The organism is Adhaeribacter radiodurans (assembly GCF_014075995.1).
Lineage (GTDB): Bacteria > Bacteroidota > Bacteroidia > Cytophagales > Hymenobacteraceae > Adhaeribacter > Adhaeribacter radiodurans.
This window is the reverse complement of record NZ_CP055153.1, coordinates 5400960-5426616: the sequence shown is the minus strand read 5'-3', so window position 1 is coordinate 5426616 and position 25657 is coordinate 5400960. Positions and strand designations below refer to the sequence as shown.

Genomic DNA, 25657 nt, shown 5'->3' with positions numbered 1-25657 from the left:
CGCTTTAACTTAGTTAATAAAATAATTGCCTGGAATGCTTGTACTATCTTATCTCGCCATATTCTAAAAACTGGTTCGGGGATACCAGCAGGAATCATCAGAACTAAAGAATGAAACACGCTATATAAATATTGCTAATTTTATATTTTACTTAAAGTCGATTTCATGAGCAAAAGTATACTATATATTACCTTCTGTTTTCTGTTTGCCCATTGGCAACAGGGTTGGGCACATATATTATTAAATTCAACTACTACCACACTTTTTACTTCTACTTTTACCCCACCCAAAAAGACTGACACAGCGCCCCACAATATTTTCGATAGAAATATTCATTTAGAAGGAATCTCCGAAAAAACAGCATTTCCGGAAAAAATAACTTTATCACCTTTCGGCATTATATATAATCAAGCCTACAGTAGCAGTAATAATTTTGCTCTTATCCCAACTAAGGCGAATGAAACTCCTGAAATTACTACTCAGCCCGTATCGGTTACAATAAATAGCGATGAAAATGCCAGCTTTACCGTTGTTGCTTCCGGCGATCCATTATCTTACCAATGGCAGGTAGATACCGGCAATGGTACATTTGCTAACATAACGAACAATGAAGTTTATAGCGGTGCTACTACGGCCACCCTTACCATTACCAGTGCTCCGTATTCGATGAACAACTACACTTACCGGGTACAAATTAGCGATGGGGAGGTGGTTACTTCCGACAACGCAGTATTAACTATAACTAAACGCGTTCCCGTTATTACCCAACCCAAAATTACAATTCCGGCCATTGCCGAAGATTTAGCAAAAGAGCAAAATTTAGGGGCGGAAATTTCTAGTTTACTAGCTGGTGCCGTTTCTTCGCCGGAGGGTTTGGAAATAGGTATTGCCGTTACCGGAAGGGATGTTACCAATGGAACCTGGGAATTTTTTCAGAATAATACCTGGTATACTTTTGATTTAAGTAATACTCCTGCCGATGCTAACGCCTTGTTGTTGCCGCCGACTGCTAAAATCCGGTTTGTGCCGACCGCTAATTTTAACGGAACCGCTTCCTTCACTTTTCGAGCCTGGGATCAAAGTGCTGGTACTGCCTATTCCGTAGCGGATATTACTACTGGAGACACTACGGCCTATAGTGCTGCCTCAGGCACTGCTACTATTACAGTATCCGCCGTTAATGATGAGCCGGTAATTACTAGTTCAATAAGAGTAAACGGGCTGAACTTTGATGGTACTAAAGGGTATGTATCTATTCCGGAGTTAAATTTAGAAGGCGATTATACTATTGAAGCCTGGGTGAATGTAGCCCAACATCAAACTTGGGCGCGTGTTGCTGATTTAGGTAATGGGCCCAATCAGGATAATATTCTAGCTACCTTTAATACTGCTCAGCATTTGGAAATGCAAACGTTTATTGGCGGCAATCAGGGTAGTTCTTTGGCTGCGAATTCCGCTTTCCCGACCGGGGTTTGGAAACACGTAGCTGTTGTGAATAACGGAGCTGGTACCGGTACTTTGTATATCGATGGCTTGTTGGTAGGTTCCGGTAACCAGAATGTGCCTCGGGATGCAGTTCGGGCGCTTAATTATTTAGCTAAAAGTAACTGGGCCAATGATGCTTATTTTAACGGTAAAATGCGCGAAGTACGAATCTGGGATGTAGCGCGTACGCAAACTCAGATTCAGGAGAGTAAAGACCTGCAATTGGCGGGCAATGAAGAAGGTTTAGAAGTGTACTATAAATTTGCCGAAGGTACCGGTACTACGCTAACAGATGCTACTACTAATGGTAAAAATGGTACTATTCACGAAGGAGCCACCTGGGCAGTAGAGGCTTTCCCGGTAACATCCGTTACTACTCCCGAAGATACGGAGCATATGATTACCGGAGTACAAGTTTCTGACCCTGATGCTGGTTCCGAAAAAATAACCTTAACGCTTAACGTTGCCAATGGAATAATAAAAATTAAGAATGACGTAAGTAATGGCATAGCGGCCGGCGATATTACCACTAACAATTCAAACGCAGTTACTATTAATGCACCTCTGGCAGCTATAAACGAAACCTTAGCCAAGAATGGGTTAATTTATGCTCCCAATGCCAATTATAGCGGAACGGATAATCTTGTTCTTACCCTTAACGATAATGGCTTAGCCGGGGCAGGCGGAAGTAAGATTAGTTCGCTTACTATTACTGTAATTGTAGAGCCAATTAATGATATTCCGGTTATAACCTCTACACCGATTAGCTCTGCTTCTGAGGGCAACAACTATGCGTATACTTTAACCGCTACCGATGCGGATGTTACAGATAAGTTGATTTTCTCGGCTCCTATTCTACCCGGATGGTTAAGCTTTAATGCTGCTACAGGTGTTTTAAGCGGCATTCCGAAACAAACCGATGCGGGTACGCACCCGGTTACTTTGCGGGTAACCGATGGTAAGATTACTTTAGATCAAACCTTTACTATTACGGTAGGTTTATTGCCGCTTGCTCCGGTTATTGTGGGAGTTACAGAAGATACCGGTAATAACACGGATGGTATTACCGCTGATAATTCCTTAATTCTTAGGGGTACTGCTCAGTCTGAAGTAACCGTAAAAATAGTAGCAACAGGACTCGGCGACATGGGCACCACTACCAGCGATGGAGCCGGCAACTGGGCTTTTACTTTTGCTAATGTTTTACCTGATGGTGTTTACTCCTTCACTGCAAACGCTATTAATGCTGCTAACCAAGATGGGCCGTTTAGCGCTCCTTTTCGCGTAGAAATAGATACAAAAGCGCCGGAAACTACTATTTTATCTGCTCCTTTAGCTAACTCGAGCAGTACGGCAGCCATCTTTGATTTTGCCAGTAGTGAGGCAGAATCTGGATTTGAAGTAAGCTTGGATAATGCTGCTTACGTAACATCTACTAATCGATTAACTTTAACTAGCCTGGCGGAAGGAACCCACGAATTAAAGGTGCGTGCCCTGGATAAAGCCGGAAATATAGATGTTACTCCAGCTAGTCATACCTGGACGATAGATTTAAATGCGCCAACAGTAACTATTTCTACCACCGCGCCAACGCCTATTAATGTTCCTTTTGAAGTAACTATAACTTTTAGCGAAGAGGTTAATAACTTCGACGCAACGGACCTTACTTTAAAAAATGCCACTGCGACTGCTTTTACTGCGGTAAGTAAGCAAATTTACACGGCAGTTATCGCCCCCATAGCCGACGGTGAAGTAACAGTAAACGTTGCCGCAGCCGTAGCGCAGGATGGATCTAATTCTGGTAATGTAGCTTCTAATGAACTGAAAATTATTTTTGATGCTACCAAACCAACTGGTTACGCAGTAAGTTTTGAACAACCGCAAATAGATGTTACGAATCAGGGAAACATTACTTTAAAAATAACCGGAGCGGAAATAGGTACTACTTATTTTTATACCATAACCGGCGAAAACAGTGGTACCCCAGTTACCGGCACCGGACTAGTGGAACAAGCGCAATTTGATATTACTGCTTTAAATCTGACTGAACTGCCTAATGGCCCGGTTACAGTTTCGCTTTATTTGGTTGATGCGGCCGGTAATCAAGGTGAAACAATTACAAACCAGATTATCAAGAATACGAAAGATGTTGTTGCCATTAAACAATCGGATAATATAAGAGTGCCCCTCGGTACACCTTTTCAACAATTACCCCTGCCGGTTACCTTAGAAGTTACGTATTCTTCCGGGGAGAAAGAAGAAGTTCCGGTAACTTGGCAACCAGGTTCTTATAATCCGGATGCTACCGGGCAATACGAATTAACTGGTATTCTTACGTTAAGCTCCGGTACTACCAACCTGAATAATATACCGGCCAAAATAATTGTATCCGTAGAATCTAATCAAGTTCCTACAGCTATTACTCTAAGCAATACTACTTTCAGTCCCAACGTAACGCCTTCCGACGCAATTGGGAAATTAGAAACCGCCGATGCCGACGATACGCAATTTACGTACACGTTAGTTACCGGTCAGGGAGATACCCATAACGGGTTATTTAATATAGTGGGAGACCAGTTATTTCTGAAATCAAATGCAGGCTTATCGGGGCAAACTCAATTTACTATTCGGGTAAAATCTACCGATTCGTTTAATAATAGCATCGAGCAAAGTTTTACCTTAACCAAAGCCGCCTACCCAATAACGGCTGACCAACTTAAAATAGTAAATGCTTTCTCGCCCAACGGCGATGGCATAAACGATGAGTGGACTATACCCGAGCTTAAATTTTACAACCAGGTTCAGATTGAAGTATTCGACCGGTCTGGGGTGCGGCTTTTTTACACCACTGATCCGGAAAAAGGTTGGAATGGCCAAAATGCAAACGGAAAGGTTTTACCCGGTTCTTACTTGTTTATTATTCAAGTGGCAGATATTAACCTGACGAAAAAGGGAGTGGTAACGGTCCTTAAAAAGTAAGAGAGCATGAGAAAATATTTATTCTTTATCTTTTTAGTAACTATAGCCGGAGAAATTCAGGCGCAAAGCAGAAAACATCTGGCCAGTTTTTCGCAAGTGCAGCATTATTTTAACCCCGCTTTAACCGGACTAAACGGCTCTCAGCTTAAAGGTATTTACCGCGACCAGTGGACTGGTTTTGAAGATGCGCCGCGTACTTTGTTCTTTTCGACTGAGTTTGATTTGGCGGATGTAGGTGCCTGGAGCCGCAGCAAACGGCCCGGAGTGTTGCAGGAAGAAAGACCTGATCCGTATCTGGGCGCTAAAGATGGGCTAGGAGTTACTTTATTGCACGATTCTTTTGGCCCGTACCGCGAAAATCAATTGTTATTAGGTTACAGCAGGCAGGTATACCTTTCCGAAAAATTAACTCTGCGGGCCGGCGTTGCAGCTACGTACAATAACATTTTTCTGGATTACCTGCGACTTACTTTAGACCAGAGCAACGATCCGGAATTGCAGAATTTAATTGAAGCAGATAATAATGAAATTAATAAAATAGACGTAAATGTTGGAGTGGCTTTAGCTGGCCAGAACTTTTATGTGGGATATGCTTTGCAGGATGCCGCCGAAGGTAAACTAACTTCTAACAAAAACTACTTTACGAATACTTTTCCGCGACAGCATATTGTGCAGGCGGGTTACCGGCAAGGCTTTTCCGAACAATTTGGGTTAACGGTAAACGGCCTTTTCCGCTACGATCCTAAGCTAAAAGAGACTATAGAAGGCCAGGTGAAAGGAGTGTTTCAAAATACTTTTTGGGCAGGAGTGGGTTACCGCTCTAATCTGGCTTATACTTTTACGGGTGGTTTCCGGTTAAAACAAATCTTTTTAAACTACACCTACGAATCTGTAACACAAGATGCCCGACGTTTAAACGCCAGCAGCAACGAAATTGCTATAACCTATAACCTGGTACCCCTTCCATTTAAAAATTTAGGTAAAAAAATGTTGGTCTGGTAAAAAAAAATATAACCAGAAGTAAAAAGAAAAAGGCTTACAATTCTGTAAGCCTTTTTCTGTAAAAGAATATCCCATTTTAGATAGATAGCTTCCTTAACTAATACCAAATAGTAAAAAGCACCTTTTTTAGTTCAACCCCGGCAGGTTTTCAAAACCTGCCGAGGTTATACCCCTATGTTTTAACCTTTATTTTAATAGGGAAACTCTAAACACTATTGGGTATAAAACTATCCGTAAATTTAAAACGGGAAGGAAACTTTTATTTCTGAAATCCTTTCCCTATCAATCATCAGATTTTCATTACCGTAGCATCAGTTTTGCTTGGGTAGTTCCGGCCTTACCTGCCGCCCGAATCAGATAGGTACCCGTACGTAATTTGCCGGCTAGTTCCCATTCGGTGCGTGCGGTACCCTGTTCATTGGTTATGAGGTTAGTTGTTTGAACAAGCTTGCCAGTAACATCAAATAACGTAAGTGCAATGTTTTCCTGCTGGCCGCCATTCGTAACTTCTACAAAAGTCCGTTCGCCGGAAACGCCCGGGTTAGGATACAGTTTTACAGTTAAAGAATTACCCAGCGCTGGTGTCTTAACTTCGGAAGGAGTGGTAGCTTTTCGGCTTACTTTTCCCGGGTTATTGTTAGTTGCAATTACTGCTTCTCCTATAGAATCAGCTTTAACCGGAATAGTACCGGCTTTTACAATAACAGTAGTGTAATCAGTGCGGTAAGCTCCGGCATTGTCTTTTATAACCAGTTTAATTTGGTGCGTTCCAACTCTTAATCGTACCGTTGGTTTTTCGCCGTTAGCTAAATGCTGTTCATTACGAAGCCAATGATATAAAACTAAATAACCATCTGTATCAAAAGAAGCGCCGCCGTTTAAGGTTACGTTGGCATAGCCATTGGAATTAGCGGTTACTGTTTGAACTTTACCCGCATTTGGAGTAGGTTTACTATTAAAAGTAGCCGTTCCTAAAGGTGCAATCTCAATAGCGCTTACCTTGGCATTCTGAACCTGGCGAATAAAAGCAAGATTAACCGCTCCATCGGATATGGTAACCGGATATTCCCGGTAAATGGCTTTGTGGATACCGTTAGCAGCGTCATAAATATCGAAGTTTTTCTGAATGAACTGCCCTTCCAGCTTAATATCAAACTTGCGCAAATCACGACCATTTTTATTCAATTCCACAAAGTACAAGCGCACCAGGTACTGACCATTTTTTACGGGTATGTGATACGAAAAGGCCGTAGCACCTTTCGGTACAGAATTAGGTCCGGTTTCACCGCCGGTCCACTCAGTTTGGTAAATGGCCTGGTTCAAGTTATTATAATTAGCGCCGATAATGCCAGGAGAAGGTCTTTCGGTATAAGCAAAACCACCATCCACGTAATCGCGGCAGCCGTTTTCCGAAGCACAGCCGCGCCAGGTTACGCCCTTAATTGTTTGGTTGCTGCCACCGGCATTAATTCGTACCACGGTTACATCTGTTTCTTTCCGGCGGAAATTAGCAGTTATGCGGCGATTACCTTTCATGATTACTTTAAGTGGGTTAGCGGAACCAGATACATCTCCAGACCAGCCAGCAAACCGGTAACCGCTGGCAGGTTTTGCCGTTACCTGTACCCTTTCGCCGTAGCTATAATAAGCTTTGTCGGGATTTTTAGTAACAGAGCCATTACCGGTTTTAGTAATGGTTAAAACCGAAGAACCTTTAGTAACTTTTAAAGTTACGCAGAAGCTGGCACTGGTAAAGTTTCGGCCTTTACCGGTTCCTTTAGCCGTGATAGTAGCTTTGTAGTTACCAGCTGGTAAACCTTCTGCCTGAATAGTAGCTTCTACGTAAACTCCCGATGGAGCTGCTAAACCGGAAGCATTTTTACTAATTTTTACCCAAGGTGCATTTGAAGTTAAGCGGTAATTTTTTTCTCCTTCTAGGGTGTACAGTAAGTTTTTTACCGTAATTTTTTCGTTAGAAATTACCGTGCGGCTAAAGCAATCTTCTGAAAAACCAAATTTATAGGCTACGTTCTGCGGAAAAGGAGCGCTGTAGGTTTCTAAACGGGTAGTATGGGAGTTCTCGAACCGGCCACCAGTTACGATTAGTTTGTTATGTACAGCTTTCGCCGTTACGGCAATATAAGGCCGGGGTAAATTTAAAGCAGAAAGATTGCTCCAGGAACCGCGACCGCCATTTGCTTCCGGGTTAAAGCGGGTAACTTTATCCGGGCCGCCATCGCCACCTACCATGTATATTTTACCTCCGGTAGCAAAAACGCTGGCTTCGCAGTGCGAGCGATCCATGGGTAAATCTGTTAAACGGGTCCAGGTATTCGTAAGCGGATTATACACGTGGGAGTATCTCTTGTCCTGTCCGCCCCCGCAATCGTGTCCAAATTGTCCGCCGAGAACATATATTTTGCCTCCTAAAACAATGGTGCTCATGTGATTGCGTTTAATAGGCATAGGGGCAAGCTTGTTTTCCCAAGTGGTGCGTTTAGGATTAGCGGCCCACTTATCTACGTCCAAAGTCAGGTGAAATTGATCCTGGTCGCTGTTGCAGGTGGTCATGGCAAAGCCTCCTACCAGGTGAATCGTACGCCCGACTAAAGCCGCCCCACCACCGCCCCAAGGTACAGGTTTGCCGGTAACAGGGTGTTTTAAATCCGGGCCTTTAAACCATTTGTTCTGGCTGATATCATATATCCAGACTTCGTGCGTGAGGGGGCCTTCGGTACTTTCTAAACGTCCGCCAATGTGCCAAACTTGGTCACCTACCACCACAATTCCTTGGTGAGTAACAGTTTTTCCGGCGGGCATGGGAGCCAACATTGTCCATTTATCGCGAACTGGATCGTAAACCTCGGGTACGGGTTCTACCAGTGGCCAGTTGCCAATTCCACCGAAACTATACATTTTACCTTGGTATAATATATTCATCATTTCGGCGCGTCTTTTATTAGCATTTTTCTGGCGGGTCCATTGGGCGTATGTTACCTGAATTTGAAACAGAAAAATAAACAGTAACAGAACGCGAGCGGTAAGAGGAAACCTCGTTTGTGGTTTCCGGATCTTAAAAAAGTAAAGTTTGATCATAAAAATTTGAAAAAATTAAGAAAACAACCATAAAGTGCTAAAAGCCCTGCTAAGCTATTATGTTCTTACTTTTTTAGCTACCTATTTGTTTAACATTATTCGATTTGTTTTCCTTTTTACTTTATTAAGTAAAAGGAAAATGCGGGAGGCAGTATTTTCTGTTGCGTAAATGAAGTTACACATATCTTATTAAAGATAATAAAACCCAGCGTACTTTTTTAAAGTAAAATCTTGTTCTTCAAAGATCTAACAGCGTAGCCACTGATTATAAGTAAAAGTTTTCTAAAATGTAATGGTTGAAAGAGCAGATCGGGTAGCAAGATCAAAGCAACATACAAGACTATACATTATCTAAACACCTAAAAGCAAGAGGGTATAACCTGGGTTACAAAGTATGAATGAACCCTATCTTAAAAGGAGGCTTTGTTAGTTGACATATATTTCTAATTCCAAAAAGCAGTTTACTAAATTTTGGTTAGTTATGCTGCCACTGGTTTGAATGATTTAATTAATACTGGCAGAACTCACAATTAAATACAAGATAAAATTAAGGTATTAAAAAATAATGGATTAAAGAAATTAAATAAATTTTGGCCTTTACATAATTTGTATGGTATTTCTACAATATTAATTGGTGTTCTACTTCCTTCTGGTTGTTTTACGATGCCGTATAAGTCGGTTTAATAAGTTTGTATACAGAAGAAAAATGCTGCTATCACAGTTTTGGGTTTTGTAAATCATATAAATTCTTTATCTTATCCATTTAAAAGGCACTGCGTTGTTGGTCTTTTTTACAATCAATTGGATGTTGGATTTTTTTATAAAATGGTTATGCGTTCTTTAAAACTGCAAATTGGATTGTTGTTTCTCTTCTCTGTTTACCATACCTGCACTTTTGCTCAAAATACTGGTATTAGTGATGTTAACCGAACGCCAGATGCTTCTGCCGTGCTGGATGTTTATTCTACTTCTAAAGGAGTACTGGTGCCCCGCTTAAACGAAGCCCAACGTACCGCCATTGCTAGTCCGGCCATAGGTTTGCTCGTTTATCAGACTGATGGCGCTACTCCCGGTTTCTATTATTATACCGGCACTACCTGGACGCCCATTGCCTCGGGCAGCGGAAGCCGTTGGACCCTGGAGCCCTCTACTTCTAATATTTACTATAATTCTGGTTTTGTAGGAGTAGGCGTAACTAATCCCAGAAACCAATTGGTTGTAAATAATAATCTGGAAATCAGGCGTACTGGTACTGCTACGGACATTTCACAACTTATTTTTTCGAACACAGCTAATCAAGGGAATTTTAGGATTGGCGGTGATGGTGGCGATATATTTTGGCAAGGAGGAGGAGGACAATCGCTTCAAATGGGTTCCTTCTGGACGACCATATTAACCGGGGACCGCCAATCTGCAGCATTCCCAGCTTTTATTACTGGTTCTACTATTCCAAACCGGTCAGTTTTAGTAAGAAGCTCGCGCAATGCCAGTATACCTTTATCTATTCAGGGTAATTCTTCTTCTCAAACTGCTAATTTAACCGAATGGCTAAATGCAACGGGCACCGCAATTAATGTAGTAAGTAGTGCCGGGAATTTAGGCCTTGGTGTTACAACTCCAACTCAAAAATTAGATGTAGCCGGAAATATTAATTTATCAGGGGCTTTTATGCCCAACAATGCGCCGGGAACAGCCGGGCAAATTTTACAATCGGCCGGGGCAAATGCATACCCAACCTGGGTAGATTTAAGTACTGCTACCAATAATTTAAACTGGGCTTTGGGAGGCAACAACCTTGCAGGTATTAAAACTTTAGGAACTACCACTAACTTTGATTTGCCTTTTATTACTAACAATACCGAAAAAATGCGGATTTCTGCTACCGGTAACGTAGGTATTGGTTCCACTACTTTCGATGCAACCAATCCAGAGAAGTTATTGGTGAACACTGGTACTACTACTTCAGTGAATGCTATTGTAGCTAGGGGTAATATTAATAAGTACTTTCAAACCAATATTCAAAACTTATCAACCGGAAACCAAGCTAGCTCCGATATTGTAGCTACGGCTAACAACGGTACTGAAACTTCTTTTTTTGTAAACTTAGGCATAAATGGCAGTGGGTTTGTGTATAGCCAAGCGAATAATTTAATAGCAGCGGGAGCAGCTAACGACGGCTATTTGCTTTCGGCAGGCAATAATTTTCATATTGTAAACAGTAACGCCACTAAAGACATTGTTTTTACTACGGGGGGTACTGCTACTACCAACGAAGCCATGCGCTTAACCGCTGCCCGCAATTTAGGAATTGGATTAACACCCACTCAAAAACTAGATGTTTTAGGCAATTTTAAATTAAACGGAGCTTTTATGCCCAATGGCAATGCTGGTACGGCCGGCCAAGTTTTACAGTCTGCGGGTGCGAATGCATCACCGGTATGGGTAACCGCCGGTGCTTCTTCTAGTTGGGCTTTAGGAGGTAACAGCGTAGCTGCATTAAATAGTTTAGGAACCACATCTAACTTTGATTTACCTATTATTACTAATAACGCCGAAAAAATGCGCGTTTTAGCGAATGGTAATATAGGAATAGGGCTTACAGCACCCGCAGAGAAATTAGATGTAAACGGAAATATCAGACTAAGTGCTACCTCTAATACTACCCCCAGAAGAATAATGTTTGCCAACACCGGCTCGGACCCGGATGCAGCCATAGAAGTACGCCCGGGTGGTTCTCCGGAGCAGCAGGAAATGCTGTTTTACGTAGGTAATGACCCAGCTAATGCTTTCGGCCCTGACCGGATACGCATGGTAGCGGAAGAAATCCGTTTTCAAAACTTTAATGCGGATGGTACTAGTAGCTTAGCCAACGCAGAAGCACAACCTGCTTCTTTAAATACCCGCATGATAATTTCTCCGGCAGGGAATGTAGGTATTGGTGCCACTACTTTTGACCAGGATAGTCCCGAACAATTATTAGTAGAAGCGAACACTAATACCTATAACGCTATTGTAGCAAGAGGAAATATAAATAGTTATTTCCAAACCAATATTCAAAATCTATCCACGGGTAGCCAAGCCAGTTCTGATGTTGTAGCAACAGCCGATAATGGTACCGAAACTACCAATTTTATTAATATGGGAATCAATAATTCTGGTTATCTATATCAAAATGGAAATGTTATAGAAACGGGTAAAAAAAATGATGGCTATATTCTTTCAGCGGGGCAAGATTTTTACATTGTTAATAATAATCCTACCAAAGATATGATTTTTACCGTTGGTGGAACTGCTACTACCAACGAAGCCATGCGCATTACGGGCGCTGGAGAACGGGTAGGTATTGCCAATAATGCGCCAAATTCAACTTTATCCGTTAATGGAACTCTCAGTATGGCGGTACGCAATGTATCTGGGGGGACTACCTTAAGCGCTACCGACCATGTTATAATCAATACTACTAATGGGACTGCAACCTGGGCCTTACCAGCGGCAAATAGTTGTAAAGGCAGAATTTACCGGGTAATTAACCATGGTTCCGGAACGCTTACTTTTTCAACTTCTATTATAGTAGGATATAATACTACCGCAACCAGTTTAAATGCGGGTGCTGCTGTAGAGCTGATTTCTGATGGAACGAACTGGCGTAGAATGGACGACTAAGTCTCTACTTAAATAAAAATTTTAATCTAAAATTTATTTAAGGAAGATCTTATGAAAAATATACTATCCCTTTTATTTTTAATGTTACCATTCTTACTGCAAGCCCAGGGAGTCGTAAATAATGGCGGAAAAATAGTAGTGGGAACCGGGTCTTTTTTTACTATTTCGGGTAATAATAGCCACTTAACTAATAACACTACTGCCACTACTGACGGCACTTTTGATAATAATGGCACTATCCGCCTGCAGGGTAATTTAATCAATAATGCCGGGAACAATTTATTTATTAATCCCAACGGAGTAGGAGAAATAGTATTTACCGGTATTACTGGTCAGGCAGTAATGGGGCCATCCCCTACTAAATTTGAGAGGTTTACGGTAAATAATGCAACGGGGCTTACTTTACAGCAAAATGTAATTACCGAAGTTCTTACTTTAAGTACCGGTCCTTTGTATTTAAATGCCCAGACTTTATCTGTAACGAGTAATGCTCCCGCTGCTATTACCCGCACCAATGGTTATATTGTAAGCGAGCAAACTAATAATTCCGGGCGGGTAAACTGGAACATAGGCAATAGTACTGGAACGCACATTTTTCCATTTGGTACCGCCTCGGGCAGTTACATACCCTTTGTTCTTAACCTAACTTCCGGAAATATAGGTAATGTAGCCGTTGCCACCTATGCAACCGGCAACAACAATCAACCTTATCCTACCACACCCGACCTGGTAACCAATGTAAACGGCTGGGATGGCAAAGATAACAGTGCCAACACCGTAGACCGTTTTTGGCAGATTGATAAAGATGGACCCAGCGGCACCGCAACTCTTACGTTTACCGCCAGTCCGGAAGAGGTAGGAGAAATAACTATGTTGCAGGCCCAGCGCTGGAACGCAGCCCAAGCTATCTGGGAGTTTCCTTTACCTGGCCAAAGTAATACAGCTACTTCAGCAACCGTACCGGATGTAACGGCTTTTTCGCCCTGGACTTTATCGGGTAATAATTCACCTTTGCCTATACAACTGTTAACTTTTACCGCTACTCTAAACAATGCGCAGGTAAATTTGCACTGGAAAACGGTTTCGGAAACTAATACCGACTTTTTTACCGTAGAGAAAACCCGCGATTTAAAAAACTACCAAACCGTTGCTACGGTTAAAGCGGCAGGTACTAGTAAACAAATAATAACTTATAATGCGCAGGATGCTCAACCGTACAGTGGTGTATCGTACTACCGTTTAAAGCAAACAGACTTAAACAAAAAGACTTATTACTCAGAAGTAGTGGCGATTAATTTAATTGAAAATTCAGTTTTTGCCGTGCGTGTTTTCCCTAACCCAACAGAAGGAACAATAAATATATTTATTGGCGGCGACGATGATAAAGAATACACTTTATTATTAACTGACATGGTAGGGCAGCGTTACTACAACAAAAAAGTAAAAACTGAGCTTACCTATCATACTTTCTTAATAAACCAGAACCGATATTTGCCGTCAGGCGTGTATCTATTAACTGTTGCGGGCGCTGGCCATTTTTACAGCCGAAAAGTGGTGATACAATAATGTGTAAACAACTCTAAAAACCAAACAAAAAAGCTGGAAGATTTTTCCAGCTTTTTTGTTTGGTTTATTTATCAAAATTGTTTTACCCATTCAGGAAAGCATTCAGCATCCAGAAGGTTTTTTCGTTTTCGTTCAGGTCAGTGCTAATCAGGCCTTCGGTACCTTCATCATTGCTTTCATCGGCCAATTTCAAAATGTCCCGCTCCAACTGAATGATGTAGGTGATGTTTTCGATGGTAGTGCCTACAGTATCGCGATCAGAGGTAAGGTTATGGGTTTCTTTAATCTGGGCATTTTTAATAAAATCCGAAAAACTGTGTAACGGCGTATAACCCAATGTTAAAATTCGTTCGGCAATTTCATCGATGCGGGTTAAAGCATTGGTATACAGTTCTTCGAACTTAGCGTGCAACTGAAAAAAGTTGCTGCCTTTGATGTTCCAGTGAAACCCGCGCACGTTCTGGTAGTAAATGTGGTAGTTCGCCAGGAGTTCGTTTAGCTTAGTGGCTAATTCCTGATTACTTTTTTTTTCGAGTCCGGTTATAGTTAAGTCTTGCATAGTTTTATAGAATTACTTCTTATAAGATTTCTTCATTTGCTGTTTTATGTACTTTTTAAACTTGCAAATACCCTATAAAGTTTAAGAAAACTTTCTGGACGAATTACTTTTAGCAAGAGCAAAAAAAAAGAGATGCCTTTTAGGACATCTCTTTTTAAATTTATAAAGTAAGTCTTGTGTTTAGCATCTAGGTACTAGCAGCTACACTTACGCTTCAATACTTTCACCTTTTAGTACTTTGGCCATGGTTTCGCCAATATCAGCCGGTGATTTTACTACGTAAATACCGCACTCCTGCATAATCCGCATCTTGGCTTCAGCGGTATCGTCGGCGCCGCCAATAATAGCCCCAGCGTGGCCCATCCGGCGACCTTTAGGTGCGGTTTGGCCGGCAATAAAACCAACTACCGGTTTTTTGTTACCCGTTTCTTTAATGTATTGCGAGGCCATTGCTTCGTAATTACCACCAATTTCGCCAATCATTACAATAGCGTCGGTGTCTGGGTCATTCATTAATAATTCTACCGCGTTTTTGGTAGGCGTACCAATAATTGGGTCACCACCAATGCCAATAGCTGTAGAAATGCCTAAACCAGCTTTTACAATTTGGTCGGCCGCCTCGTACGTTAAGGTTCCGGATTTAGATACAATACCAATGCGGCCCGGCTCAAACACAAAACCCGGCATAATACCTACTTTAGCTTCGCCTGGGGTAATAACGCCAGGGCAATTCGGGCCAATTAAAGTAAGCGGTTTATCCTTCACATATTCTTTCACGTAGATCATGTCTTTCGTAGGAATACCTTCGGTAATGGTTACAATTACGTTAATTCCCGCATCGGCCGCTTCCATAATAGCATCGGCAGCAAAAGCGGGCGGTACAAAAATAATAGTAACATTAGCGCTGGTTTCGCGCACGGCTTCGGCTACCGTATTAAATACAGGCCGATCCAGGTGGGTGCTGCCCCCTTTACCCGGAGTAACTCCGCCTACTACGTTCGTGCCATATTCAATCATTTGTTGGGCATGAAACGAACCTTCGGAGCCGGTAAAGCCCTGTACAATCACTCTTGAATCTTTATTTACTAAAACACTCATGTCAGTCAGGTTAAAAATGTGGGTACGTATGTAATAGGTGATGCAAAAATAGTTTTTTTTAAATCCGCTCCAAACAGAATCAAGTATTTACCGGATAAAATTGCCCACCGGTTTAAGTTAAAAATTAGCCATAAAAGAAGAATAATAGATTATGATACAGAATTATTCCCAAGGAAGTTGTTTCTTTTAGCAAATGCCGGTATTAAAAAACTTTTTCTATTAACAGAAAATAGATGATTGGCGGTATTCCGGTTTCTATAATCTGTTCTTCTTCTTTGAGTAAAGTTTTAACTCAGATTTATCTTTTATAAATTTTTCTCTTAGCTTTTTCGAATAACTTACTTTTAAACTTTCCTAACAGTTTTGGTATTTAAAGACAGTGTTTTTTATTAAACATTGGTGCAATTGTTAATTTTATTTGATTAAAAATAATAATCTTATTTTAGGCGGAGTTAATCCTTATTGAATAGTATTTTATAGCCAATAAACATTTAAATCATGTAAGAATTAAATGTTAAAAAAATGTTAAGAAATTTGTAAAAACATTTGTATCTTATTTAAAAAGAAGTTACTTTAGTCACTATCAAATAGGTAAAAAACAAATTTTTAGTTTTATAATCCAATCAGCTAATTCCAACGCTTATTGAGCAACAGGCAATAAGAGATTTTACAAGTGTAGATGTGATGTGTTAATTTAATTTTAGTTATTAAATTAAATGAGGGTAACTTGATTAATGTAAAATTTAAATGTAGGTCTTTTAATACTTACATAACTCCAATAACTCAACCTGTACTTATTGTTTTATTGCTTAACGCCCTTTCTCTTAAAGGTGTAATATACAACAGAGGATAGCTTGCTATAGATTTTCTTTAGCTAGGAAGCTAATTTTCTATTCCCGTACTTATTAGCGCAACTTCTTTGCCTTTTTAATTCTGCTGGCAAACTTAATCTTTTTACGGATATTAGATTTAATATGATCTAGCTTCAGGTTCATAAAACCTGAAAATACAGTCATTTTAAACTTTATAATTTACTAATATTTTAAGTGCGTTCTTAAAAAATAAGAGCTTGAGATTACCATGATTAGTTAGTAAGTTCTTGTTTGTTAAGTCATAATATATATTAAATTAATTATGTTTTTTGCTATGCTGCTATAAATAGTAACAGGAAAGCTAGTGCCTGTAAGGTAAATGAAAATAGAAATATTATATATTTTATTTAAATTTTATAATTATAATATTCTAAATAAGAACTTCTAAATAACGGATTATATAATTGTATTATGCTATGTAGCATAGCCAATAGGAAAGCTATGCCTAAATTATACTAAATCAATAAACCATTCATTGGTTTTTAAGATATTCAGTACCGCGGACTGATAGGGAGAAGGCGAAAACCCTAGCAACAGAGTAGCCTATTTATTCATTTTTTAATTTTTTAAGTCATGATCACTTTAGAAAAAATCTTAACTGACCTAAAAGGCGAATCTCTAAATGAGATTGTTGGTGGTACATATGGTTGCTACACTCCACCTAGCTGCAGTTATAGCAAAAGCCATAGCAGAAGCTGTAGCAAGAGCAAGAGTAGAAGTCATAGCCACCATGGCAAAAAAAGAAGAAAAAATAAGAAGTGCAAGTACTAATCAGCAAGGCTGACTATAAAGTATGCTTAAGTAAATTCTGCTAAACTATAAGGAGTGGGGTAATTTCCATCACTCCTTATTCCTTTTAAAATAATCGAGAATGGTGAAGTACCGGATATCCCACAATATAAGTATCCTCAATCCTTCTGATTTTCCTGAGATAAATCCTCTGTCAGAGAATCTGCATGGACATTATATTTTGTTGGATCAAAACAAAGGGAAGGAGTTTTTAATTAATGAAACTGTTAAATATTTTATAGACAAATTTTCTAATCCTAAAACACAAGCCGAAGTCTTACAAGAAGTAGCTTTGGATGTACAAACCGAAGAAAAGAAAATAGAACAAAAATGTGCGTCCTTTTTTAAGTTTTTGTGCCGAAGGAAAATTGTGGTTCCGGAGAATTGGGTTGAACCAAAAAAAGAAAAACAACCGCTTTATAAAGAAGGAGATTGCTTTGATAATTTACTAGTTCTGGAAATTATTTCTAACAAGGATTATGTAGATATATACCTGGTCCAAAATAAAGTTACTGCCACCAAATATGTTGTAAAATTATTAAACCAGAAAAAAATATCTGATAAAACTAAATATAAAGAAGAACTTCTGGACCTGGAACATGAATATCAAATGCTCCAAAAAATTAAACATATACCTTCTATCTGCCAAGCCTATACTTTTCGAAAAGATAGTGATCAGAACGCGTATATTTTATTGGAATATATTAAAGGTAAACCATTATCTCGTTTTTTGAAGCAGGTTGATACTTTAACTCTGCACGATTGTCTTACTATTATTCATAACATCTTGCAAGCATTTTCTATGCTACATGAAAGCCATTTGATTCATGGCGATATTCACCCCTCTAACATAATGGTAAACGATGATAAAAGCATTAAGATTATTGATTTGGGATTTTCATTTGAGGTAACAATTGAGGCGGATGAAGTACTAAAATTTGGAGGGGTACTTTATTATATGCCTCCCGAACGAATCAATACTACCAGCTTGCATAAATTTTCTAAAGAGCCTGATTACTATTCTGATGTATACCAAATTGGTCTAATATTATATTTCATTTTTTACCAGAAAGAACCATTTATCGGCTTTATATGGGAAGAATTTTCGGAGAATATCAAAAGAAAGGAGGTCATGTATCCTACTCTTTCCATCTTTAATTTTCGGGTATCCGAACAGATAATTCAAATTATAGAAAATTGCTTGCAAAAGAAGCCTTCAAGGCGGTACGCAACTGCTACTTCCCTGTTAAAAGAATTTAAAAAAGTAGCCTTGGAAAATGAAGCATTAATCTTTTAATTCTTTCTTATGCATAGCGATATTGAACAACAACTAAAGCATAACGATTGTGGTATTAGTGCAGTCAAAATTATCTATAACCTGCACAACATTCATATTAACCGAAATTATTTAGAAGAAAACATATACGTTACCGAAAACGGCTCTAGCCTGCACGATATCAAAGATTTTTTTGACAAACAACATTTTCAGGCTGACTTTAATTTGCTGGATTTAAATAGTTTAAAGTTTAACAGCGATAAATTAAAGGCTTTAGTTCCCTGCATTTTGCCGGTTAAAAATACCCAAGGGCTGCATTATGTGGTGATTAAAGGTTTCCGTAAAAATAAATTACAAATTCTGGATCCAGGCATCGGTCAGTCTTATCTCTGGACCCTATCGGAGTTAATGAATAACGCTTATACCGCCACGGCTAATTACGATTATGTAAGTAACAGTAAAGTTTTACAACAAATTATCCGGGAAGAACTTATTGCTTACCAACTTAATCCGGAAAAAGTAGAAGATCAAAATGAAGGGGATGTAATTAATAAACTTACTTATTTTTCTTATTTAAAAGAAAATTTTGGTTTTGCTGATAGTACCGCCGAAAAAAACTTTTTAGTAGATCTGCTCTTTAATCAGGAGTTAAGTGTTCTGCCAAAACAATTTAGGACTTTAAAACTAAGAGAAGCTGTTTTGCGCATTACAGCTCCCGTGGTTCTAACGGTAAAAAAAACAGCAGAAGTTCAGTTACCCAGTACCAGCGCTATTGTCTCGGAAAAACCAATCAATCCGTACCGCCGACTTTTCAAAGAATTGAAGCCTTACCATAAGCTTTGGGGTATTTACATTGCAACTGCGGTTTTTGCCGCCTTGCTGGGGCAGCTTACCATCTTTAGTAGCCAGATTCTGATTGATTACGTTTTGCCCGATTATAATTTGAGTTTGCTGGTGTTATTTGCTTTAGGATTAGGTCTTTTTAAGGTTTTCAATCTTATCCTGTCGCTATATAAAAGTTTTATTTCCATTCACCTGGCCAATATTCTGGATAACTTTTTTCTGACTTCTTTTATTGAAAAGCTCAACACGTACTCTATCCGCTACATTCATACTTTTAGCCGCGGCGATTTAACCGAACGGATACAGGATAGCCTGAAGCTTAAAACTTTTTTTATGCGGTTTTTTACCGGTATCCTCATCGATTCTATTGTAACAGTATACTCATTGGTGGTTTTATTTATTCTCGATTTTAAAATTACGTTTATCGTTGTTGGCATCTTAGTTATTTTTATAGTTTGGTTTTTCCTGATTACGCCCTATATCCGCGAAAACGAAAACCGAAGGTTCCTCGAAAAATCAAATTTGTTTTCTTCTCTCTTCGAAAATATCGATGGCTTACAGGTAATTAAATCGTTTCGGTTGGAAGGTTTATTTATGCAACGATTAGGGCCGCGCATTAAAAATATTCTGGGCATTCAGCGCCGGGTGAAATACGTGAGTTTAATTAATTCGGGGGTTATTAATTTTATAATGATTATCGCCAGTATTCTTATTCTGGTGTTTCTGTCTCAAAATGCCATTACCACCCGGAACATTTCCATGGGACAGGTAATTACCTTCATCGCTTTCTCCTCTCAAGTGTTTTCTTCGGTTAGTAGCCTTTTGGATCAAAACTTGGATATTCAGGAAAACCAAATTATTCTTTCCCGTTATTTTGATTTTGGCAGTAAGGAGGCGCAAACTACAGCGGCAACTTTTCATAGTAAAATAAGAGGAGTTGAAATTCAAACAGTTACTTTCCGTAATGTAGGTTTTCATTATATCCCACAACGCCCGGTTTTTTCCAATCTAAATATTGTTATTAACAAAGGCGAAATCATTAAGCTGGAAGGAAGCAACGGGGCAGGTAAGAGTACTTTTTGCAAGTTACTTTCGCTGTTATATACGCCCGACCAAGGAGAAATACTGATAAACAACGAAAAATTCTCTTTCTATAACCCAAGTTCTTTACGCAAAAAGATATTGCTGGTCAGCAACGAGGATATTGTGTTTAACGACACTCTGGGCTTTAATATGGCTTTTTCTTATTCGGTTAATACTGCCCGGGTTTTAGCCTTAGCCAAAGAAATTGGCTTGTACGAGTTTATTACCGAAAAAGCCGAAGGTCTTGATTTTGTAATAAACGAACAAGGCAGCAATTTATCCACGGGTCAGCGAAAAAAAATACTCATGATGCGGGCTTTTCTGTCCGAAGCGGAGCTGATTATTTTAGATGAAACCTTGTCGGGTATTGATGTAGAATCGAAGGAGAAAATTGAAAACTACATTAATAACCAGACGAATCGTTCTTTCATCATTGTGTCGCACGAGCCGCTTTACCGTTTACGATTTTCAAATACTATAATCATGCAAAATGGAAGCATTGAGCAACTACAATATCAAGGAGTATAATTTTACCATTTGGTTTTTCCGGTTGCTGATGGGGATTGCGGCTACGCTTATCATCTTGGTCTTTGCCCTGCAGATAAACGATTCGGTAGCCATTAGAGAAGGGGAAATAGTAGCTACTAATCCGCAGTCGGATTATAAAGCTCCTTTTGAGGCCCAGATTGTAAAAATTTACGTGAAAGAAGGGCAACCGGTAAAAGCGGGCGACACGCTGTTGGTAATGAATAATTTGGACTTTGGGGAACAGCAAGCTAAAACCAGCACCGAAATAGAATATCTCCAGAAGAAAATTCAATCTGTTTCGGTACTCTTAGACGCGGTGCAAAAAAAGAAGGCGGCCGTAGAACAAACCAGTACTATTAATGCCCGAAAATATGAGTTAGACAATAATCGGTTGATTACGGATTTAAAAACTTTAAAAGAGCAATTTGCTTTACAGAAAGAACGGCTGGCTTCAGCGCAAGAAAAATACCTGGGCGATGCGGCCTTGTTTAAAAAAGATATGCTCAGTAAATATGAGTACAACTCTACGAAAGATGCTTACCTATCTCTAAAAGAAAATTTAACCAGCCTTAAAAACGAGCAAAATAAATTACTCGCCGAAAGAAACCTGAGTTATAACAATTTTACGAATGAGCAAAATAATTTATTGCTCAGTAAACTGCAACTCGACGAAAATACCCAGGAACTGCTGCAAACCAAAAACGACCTGGAAGGCCAGCTCTTACAGACCAGGGAAACTTTGCGGAAAGTAGATAAGGAGCTGCAAAAGCAATACGTAATTGCGGCAAATTCCGGCATTGTTAATTTTTTATTTAGTACCAAATTAACTAGTAATTTAATTTCCCGGGGTGATTTGCTGGTTAGCGTTGCTCCCGATTCCCGGTCGTATTACGCAAAAGTTATTGTGCCGGAAAAAGATATGCCCTACGTAAAAGCCGGGCAGGAAGCCCGTTTGAAACTGGATGCTTACCAACGGTTAGAGTATGGCATGATTCGGGGCAAAGTACTGTACCTGGCCGAAAGAAAAGAAAGTGAAAAGTTTTATGCGTTGGTGCAACTCCTGCAAAATGACCGGTACAAGTTAAAATCTGGTTATACCATTCACGGCGAAATTGTAGTACAGCGGCTGCCTCTCTATAAATTCTTTATTAAAAAGATTTTTAAACGGTTCGACAAGGTATGAAATGCTGGTTCGTTTTTCTGCCGATCATGCTGCTGGTTACCTGGCCTTGCTGTGGCCAAAAGCAATTCACTTTAGATGATTGTTATCAAATTGCTTTAGAAAATAATATTGCCGTTAAACAAGCTCAAAACGATATTAACTCAAATGCGCTGGACCGAAAAACGGCTCAATACAGTTTATTGCCTTCGCTGGCCTATTCGGTAAATCATTATTTTTCTTTTGGTAAAAATATTGACCCGGTTACCAATGATTTTGTTTTCGAGCGATTTAGTGGCGGCTCCACCGGGTTAGACTTAAATCTGGAATTGTTTTCAGGATTGAAAAAATTAAATACTATTAAGCAAAGTGCGTTTAACCTTAAATCGGCCGGCTACGCTAAAAAAAGAACAGAGCTGGAAGTATTATCTAATATTACGCTGAGTTATGCTCGTTTGCTACTGGATAAAGAACAAGCAACCATTGCCCGCAACAATATTTTAACTACTACTAAAACGCTGGCTATAATACAAGAAAAAATAAAAACCGGCCGGCTTACTAAATACGAGCACTATACTTTTAATGCCCGCCTAAATAGCGAAAAGGCTGATTTAATTACCGTATTAAACGATTCATTGTTGGCTTTACAGGAGTTAAAACAATTTCTAAATATCTCTTATAAAGATTATTTTACCATTGCTGCTATTGATACTTCTCTACTAGCTGATATTTACAACACTTCTATTGTAGCCAACGAATTTGTAGAATCAGTTATACAAACGCATCCAGCTATTAAACAGGCTCAAATGAACGAGCAGGTAGCCCGGTTAGGAGTTAAAGTTGCAAAAAGTAGTTTGCTGCCTTCGCTCTCCGCCGGAGGAAATCTGGTATCAAACTATAATAGTAACGAAAAAGTAACCGATGGAGCCAAAATACCTATAAATCAGCAGCTAAATGATAACTTGGGCCAAAACATTGGTATTAGCCTGGATATCCCTATATTTTCCAAAAAGGAGTTTATTAACAGTGTAAAAAAAGAAAAGATTAATGTTTCGAATGCTCAATTAGCAACCAAGGAAGCAGAGAATGCCGTAATTAATAATACCCTGCAGTTTATTAATGAATTTAATTCGGCTAAGCAAAAGTACAAAGCTACTTTGGCCGCCTGGCAACAAAACAGCTTATCTTATAATCTATACGCCGAAAAATATAAATTAGGGCAAATCAGTTCTGTAGAGCTATTAACCGCTCGCGATATTTTAAATGCTTCGGCCGCCAATTACTTGCAATCTAAACTTCAATTATTTTTCCGCTATCAGCTTTTGCTTTTGTTAAAAGCCAATTAAAAATTAACAACTCGTTACAATTAAATAAAAATAACTTTTCAATTAGTAAGCTAAAGTGGTTTAAGAATATGGTGATACACCTGCGACCGGATAAACCCTTGAAAAAAGTACTCGGTTTTAACTAAAGTAAGAGGTGTATTTTGAAACAGCTGATCAAAGTTGGGCAAAGTACTTGTTTCTAATTGGCATAACTTACTAAAAAAGGCGTACATCGCCTTTAATAAACTTTGCTGCCACCATTTCTGCCAGTGTGCTTGGTTAAAATTTAAGTAAAAATCGGCTACCAGCCATTTTCCGTTTAATTTTAAATGTTGTTGTAAATGCTCTACCATGGCAGCAGCTAAGTGCTCAGGATATAAGTCTAAAACAAAGGGCGTAAAAATAACATCAAACATTTCGCTCTTTGCTAAACTTGCCTCATTGCCCTGCCGGAAATCTACTTGCAAAAAATGATTTGAAATCCCAGCTAAGGTTTTTTTAGCTTTTGTTAACATGCGGGGAGATATTTCTAAGTACGTTATTTTCAAGGGCAATTGCAGCCTGGCTAAGTCGCGAAGCAACCAACCCGTGCCCCCACCTAAAATTAAAACCGATGTCTGAGCCGGAATAAAAGGTAAAAGAACAACCTGCGACTTTTGGATAGCCCCGCCAAAAATAAGCTTGGCTAAAGGATCGTAAAACCAGCTCACCCGGTCGAAAGAAGCGCGCATACGTGTAATTAAAAAGTTTGTTTCAAAAACGTAAAATTATTTAAATGAAATACTTGTAAATGATAGTTTATTTTAGATATTTGCTTTATGGGTAATTATATTACAACAAAATAACAAAATAATCTTATGGTAAGAAAAGTACTTAAATGGACTGGTATTGTTTTAGGGTGTTTCGTGCTACTATTAATAGCAGCGTACGTTGTTGTGTATTTTAAAACGGAAAGCCGCATTAATAAAACGTATACGGTAAATGTGCAGAAAATTGCGGTAACGCAAAGTGCGGAGGCGCTAGCCCAGGGAGAACATTTAGTACAAATTAAAGGTTGCCGGGAATGTCATGGAGAGGATTTAGGTGGTAAAGTATTTATAGATGATCCGCAATTAGGTAGGTTAGTGGGTGCAAATCTAACGCAAGGGCGAGGTGGTATTATGCGCGAGTATACCAAAGCCGATTTAACCCGGGCCTTGAAGCACGGCGTTCGTAAAGATGGTAAATCTGTTATTCTAATGCCATCGGATGAATATAATGCATTGTCCGTAGAAGATATGGGAGCCTTAATGTCATACCTTAAAAGTTTACGGCCCGTGGACCGGGAACTTCCTGAAAACGAAATAAAACCATTGCTGCGGGTGTTAACTTTTTTAGACAAGTTTCCGTTGCTGCCTGCTGAGCGAGTTGATCATAGCAAACAAAGCCTGGCAACAATAAAGTCTGAAATATCGGCTAATTATGGTCAGTATGTAGCAGCTGGTTGCGTAGGCTGTCACCGGACGAATTATAAAGGTGGAGAAGCATTAGTGCCAGGGTCTCCGCCTGTGCCAAATATTACTAAAACCGGTAATATTGGTAAATGGACGGAAGACCAATTTATTCATACTTTACGTACCGGCGTAACCCCCGAAGGTAAGAAAATGAACCCAAAAAACATGCCCTGGACCATGACCAAGGAATTTACAGATAACGAAATTAAATCGGTTTACCTGTTCCTGAAAAATCTGCCGGAAGAAGGTTAAGTTAAACGCAAACTTGAATCCACCTAAAATAAGTTTACCTTCTTATTCCTGTTAATTTACTTTAGGATGATTTACTAAAAACTACTCTCTTTCAAAATGACGGTCGACGGTAGTTTCAATTTTCTGGAAGATAAAATCTGCGGCTTGCTTCCGGATATCGCCATCTTCTTTCGAGAATTCCTGGCGAAACTCCTCTACCTTGTTTTTGCAATAAATCGAAAAAAATACGGTGCCAATGGGCTTTTCGCTCGTTTCAGAAGCTCCTTGCCCGCTTAAACCCGTAACGGCTACGCACATTTCGGCTTTCAGCAGTTTAAACAAACCTAACACCATCTCGTTGGTTACCTGTTGCGATTCAGCAGTGTAGAGTTTTAAGGTCTGCTTTTTTACGCCTAAAACTTTTTGTTTTACTTCTTCTGCATACGTTACAATACTGCCCAGTAGCACATCGCTTGCTCCTTTTGCTTTTACAAATTCCGAAATTAAGAGACCGCCCGTTACGCTTTCGGCAAAAGCAAGCGTCAACTTTTTGTCTCGTAGTTTGGTAACAATGCGGGTTAAGTCAGTTGCGTTCATGGGTAATTTAGTT

Annotated in this window: 14 protein-coding genes; 9 read left to right on the top strand and 5 right to left on the bottom strand. The window is 39.5% G+C overall.

The features are described from left to right. The first annotated feature begins 165 nt into the window (after positions 1-165). Together HUW48_RS21660 and HUW48_RS21655 are read left to right on the top strand one after the other, a co-directional pair. A complete protein-coding gene (locus HUW48_RS21660; protein ID WP_182412914.1) occupies positions 166-4464 on the top strand; it encodes a LamG-like jellyroll fold domain-containing protein in 4299 nt (1432 codons plus the stop codon). Between the two features lie 6 nt (positions 4465-4470). Then, entirely contained in the window at positions 4471-5466 is a 996-nt protein-coding gene (locus HUW48_RS21655; protein WP_182412913.1) for a PorP/SprF family type IX secretion system membrane protein, read from the top strand. A 300-nt stretch (positions 5467-5766) separates the two neighbouring features. Here the strand turns inward: HUW48_RS21655 and HUW48_RS21650 are convergent, their stop codons facing one another. Further along, the gene (locus tag HUW48_RS21650) at positions 5767-8562 is read right to left on the bottom strand and encodes a Kelch repeat-containing protein (RefSeq protein ID WP_182412912.1); all 2796 of its coding nucleotides are present in this window, start codon (positions 8560-8562) and stop codon (positions 5767-5769) included. Between the two features lie 831 nt (positions 8563-9393). Between HUW48_RS21650 and HUW48_RS21645 the strand changes: the two genes are divergently transcribed. Together HUW48_RS21645 and HUW48_RS21640 are read left to right on the top strand one after the other, a co-directional pair. Then, positions 9394-12225: a beta strand repeat-containing protein gene (locus tag HUW48_RS21645; protein WP_182412911.1), complete on the top strand. Its 2832-nt coding sequence runs from the start codon at positions 9394-9396 to the stop codon at positions 12223-12225. A 51-nt stretch (positions 12226-12276) separates the two neighbouring features. Next, positions 12277-13791, top strand: a complete 1515-nt coding sequence (locus tag HUW48_RS21640; protein WP_182412910.1) for a T9SS type A sorting domain-containing protein — start codon at positions 12277-12279, stop codon at positions 13789-13791. Positions 13792-13873: 82 nt separating this feature from the next. Here HUW48_RS21640 and HUW48_RS21635 read toward each other — a convergent pair whose 3' ends face one another. Next, entirely contained in the window at positions 13874-14350 is a 477-nt protein-coding gene (locus HUW48_RS21635) for a Dps family protein (protein ID WP_182412909.1), read from the bottom strand. A gap of 207 nt (positions 14351-14557) precedes the next feature. After that, complete coding sequence (gene sucD, locus HUW48_RS21630) at positions 14558-15448, bottom strand: succinate--CoA ligase subunit alpha (RefSeq protein WP_182412908.1); 891 nt, start codon at positions 15446-15448, stop codon at positions 14558-14560. 1743 nt (positions 15449-17191) lie between these two features. On the opposite strand from sucD, the gene HUW48_RS21625 reads away from it, so the two are divergent. Genes HUW48_RS21625 through HUW48_RS21610 form a run of 4 tightly spaced genes read left to right on the top strand, consistent with a single transcriptional unit; the run spans position 17192 to position 23344 of the window. Then, positions 17192-18406 (top strand): serine/threonine-protein kinase, encoded by a 1215-nt coding sequence (locus tag HUW48_RS21625; RefSeq protein WP_182412907.1) that lies wholly within the window; start codon positions 17192-17194, stop codon positions 18404-18406. A 9-nt stretch (positions 18407-18415) separates the two neighbouring features. After that, positions 18416-20839, top strand: a complete 2424-nt coding sequence (locus HUW48_RS21620) for an ABC transporter transmembrane domain-containing protein (RefSeq protein WP_182412906.1) — start codon at positions 18416-18418, stop codon at positions 20837-20839. Then, a complete protein-coding gene (locus tag HUW48_RS21615) occupies positions 20802-22022 on the top strand; it encodes an HlyD family secretion protein (protein ID WP_182412905.1) in 1221 nt (406 codons plus the stop codon). The genes HUW48_RS21620 and HUW48_RS21615 overlap by 38 nt, the downstream gene beginning before the upstream one ends. Next, positions 22019-23344 carry a TolC family protein gene (locus HUW48_RS21610; RefSeq protein WP_182412904.1) on the top strand — a complete coding sequence of 442 codons (1326 nt, stop codon included), beginning with the start codon at positions 22019-22021 and terminating at the stop codon, positions 23342-23344. Before HUW48_RS21615 ends, HUW48_RS21610 begins: the two co-directional genes overlap by 4 nt. Positions 23345-23394: 50 nt before the next feature. Here the strand turns inward: HUW48_RS21610 and HUW48_RS21605 are convergent, their stop codons facing one another. Further along, complete coding sequence (locus HUW48_RS21605; RefSeq protein ID WP_182412903.1) at positions 23395-24054, bottom strand: class I SAM-dependent methyltransferase; 660 nt, start codon at positions 24052-24054, stop codon at positions 23395-23397. A gap of 126 nt (positions 24055-24180) precedes the next feature. Between HUW48_RS21605 and HUW48_RS21600 the strand changes: the two genes are divergently transcribed. Beyond that, positions 24181-25068, top strand: a complete 888-nt coding sequence (locus tag HUW48_RS21600) for a cytochrome c4 (RefSeq protein WP_182412902.1) — start codon at positions 24181-24183, stop codon at positions 25066-25068. 81 nt (positions 25069-25149) lie between these two features. Here HUW48_RS21600 and HUW48_RS21595 read toward each other — a convergent pair whose 3' ends face one another. Then, positions 25150-25644, bottom strand: coding sequence for a CinA family protein (locus HUW48_RS21595; protein WP_182412901.1), 495 nt, complete (start codon positions 25642-25644; stop codon positions 25150-25152). Positions 25645-25657: the final 13 nt, after the last annotated feature.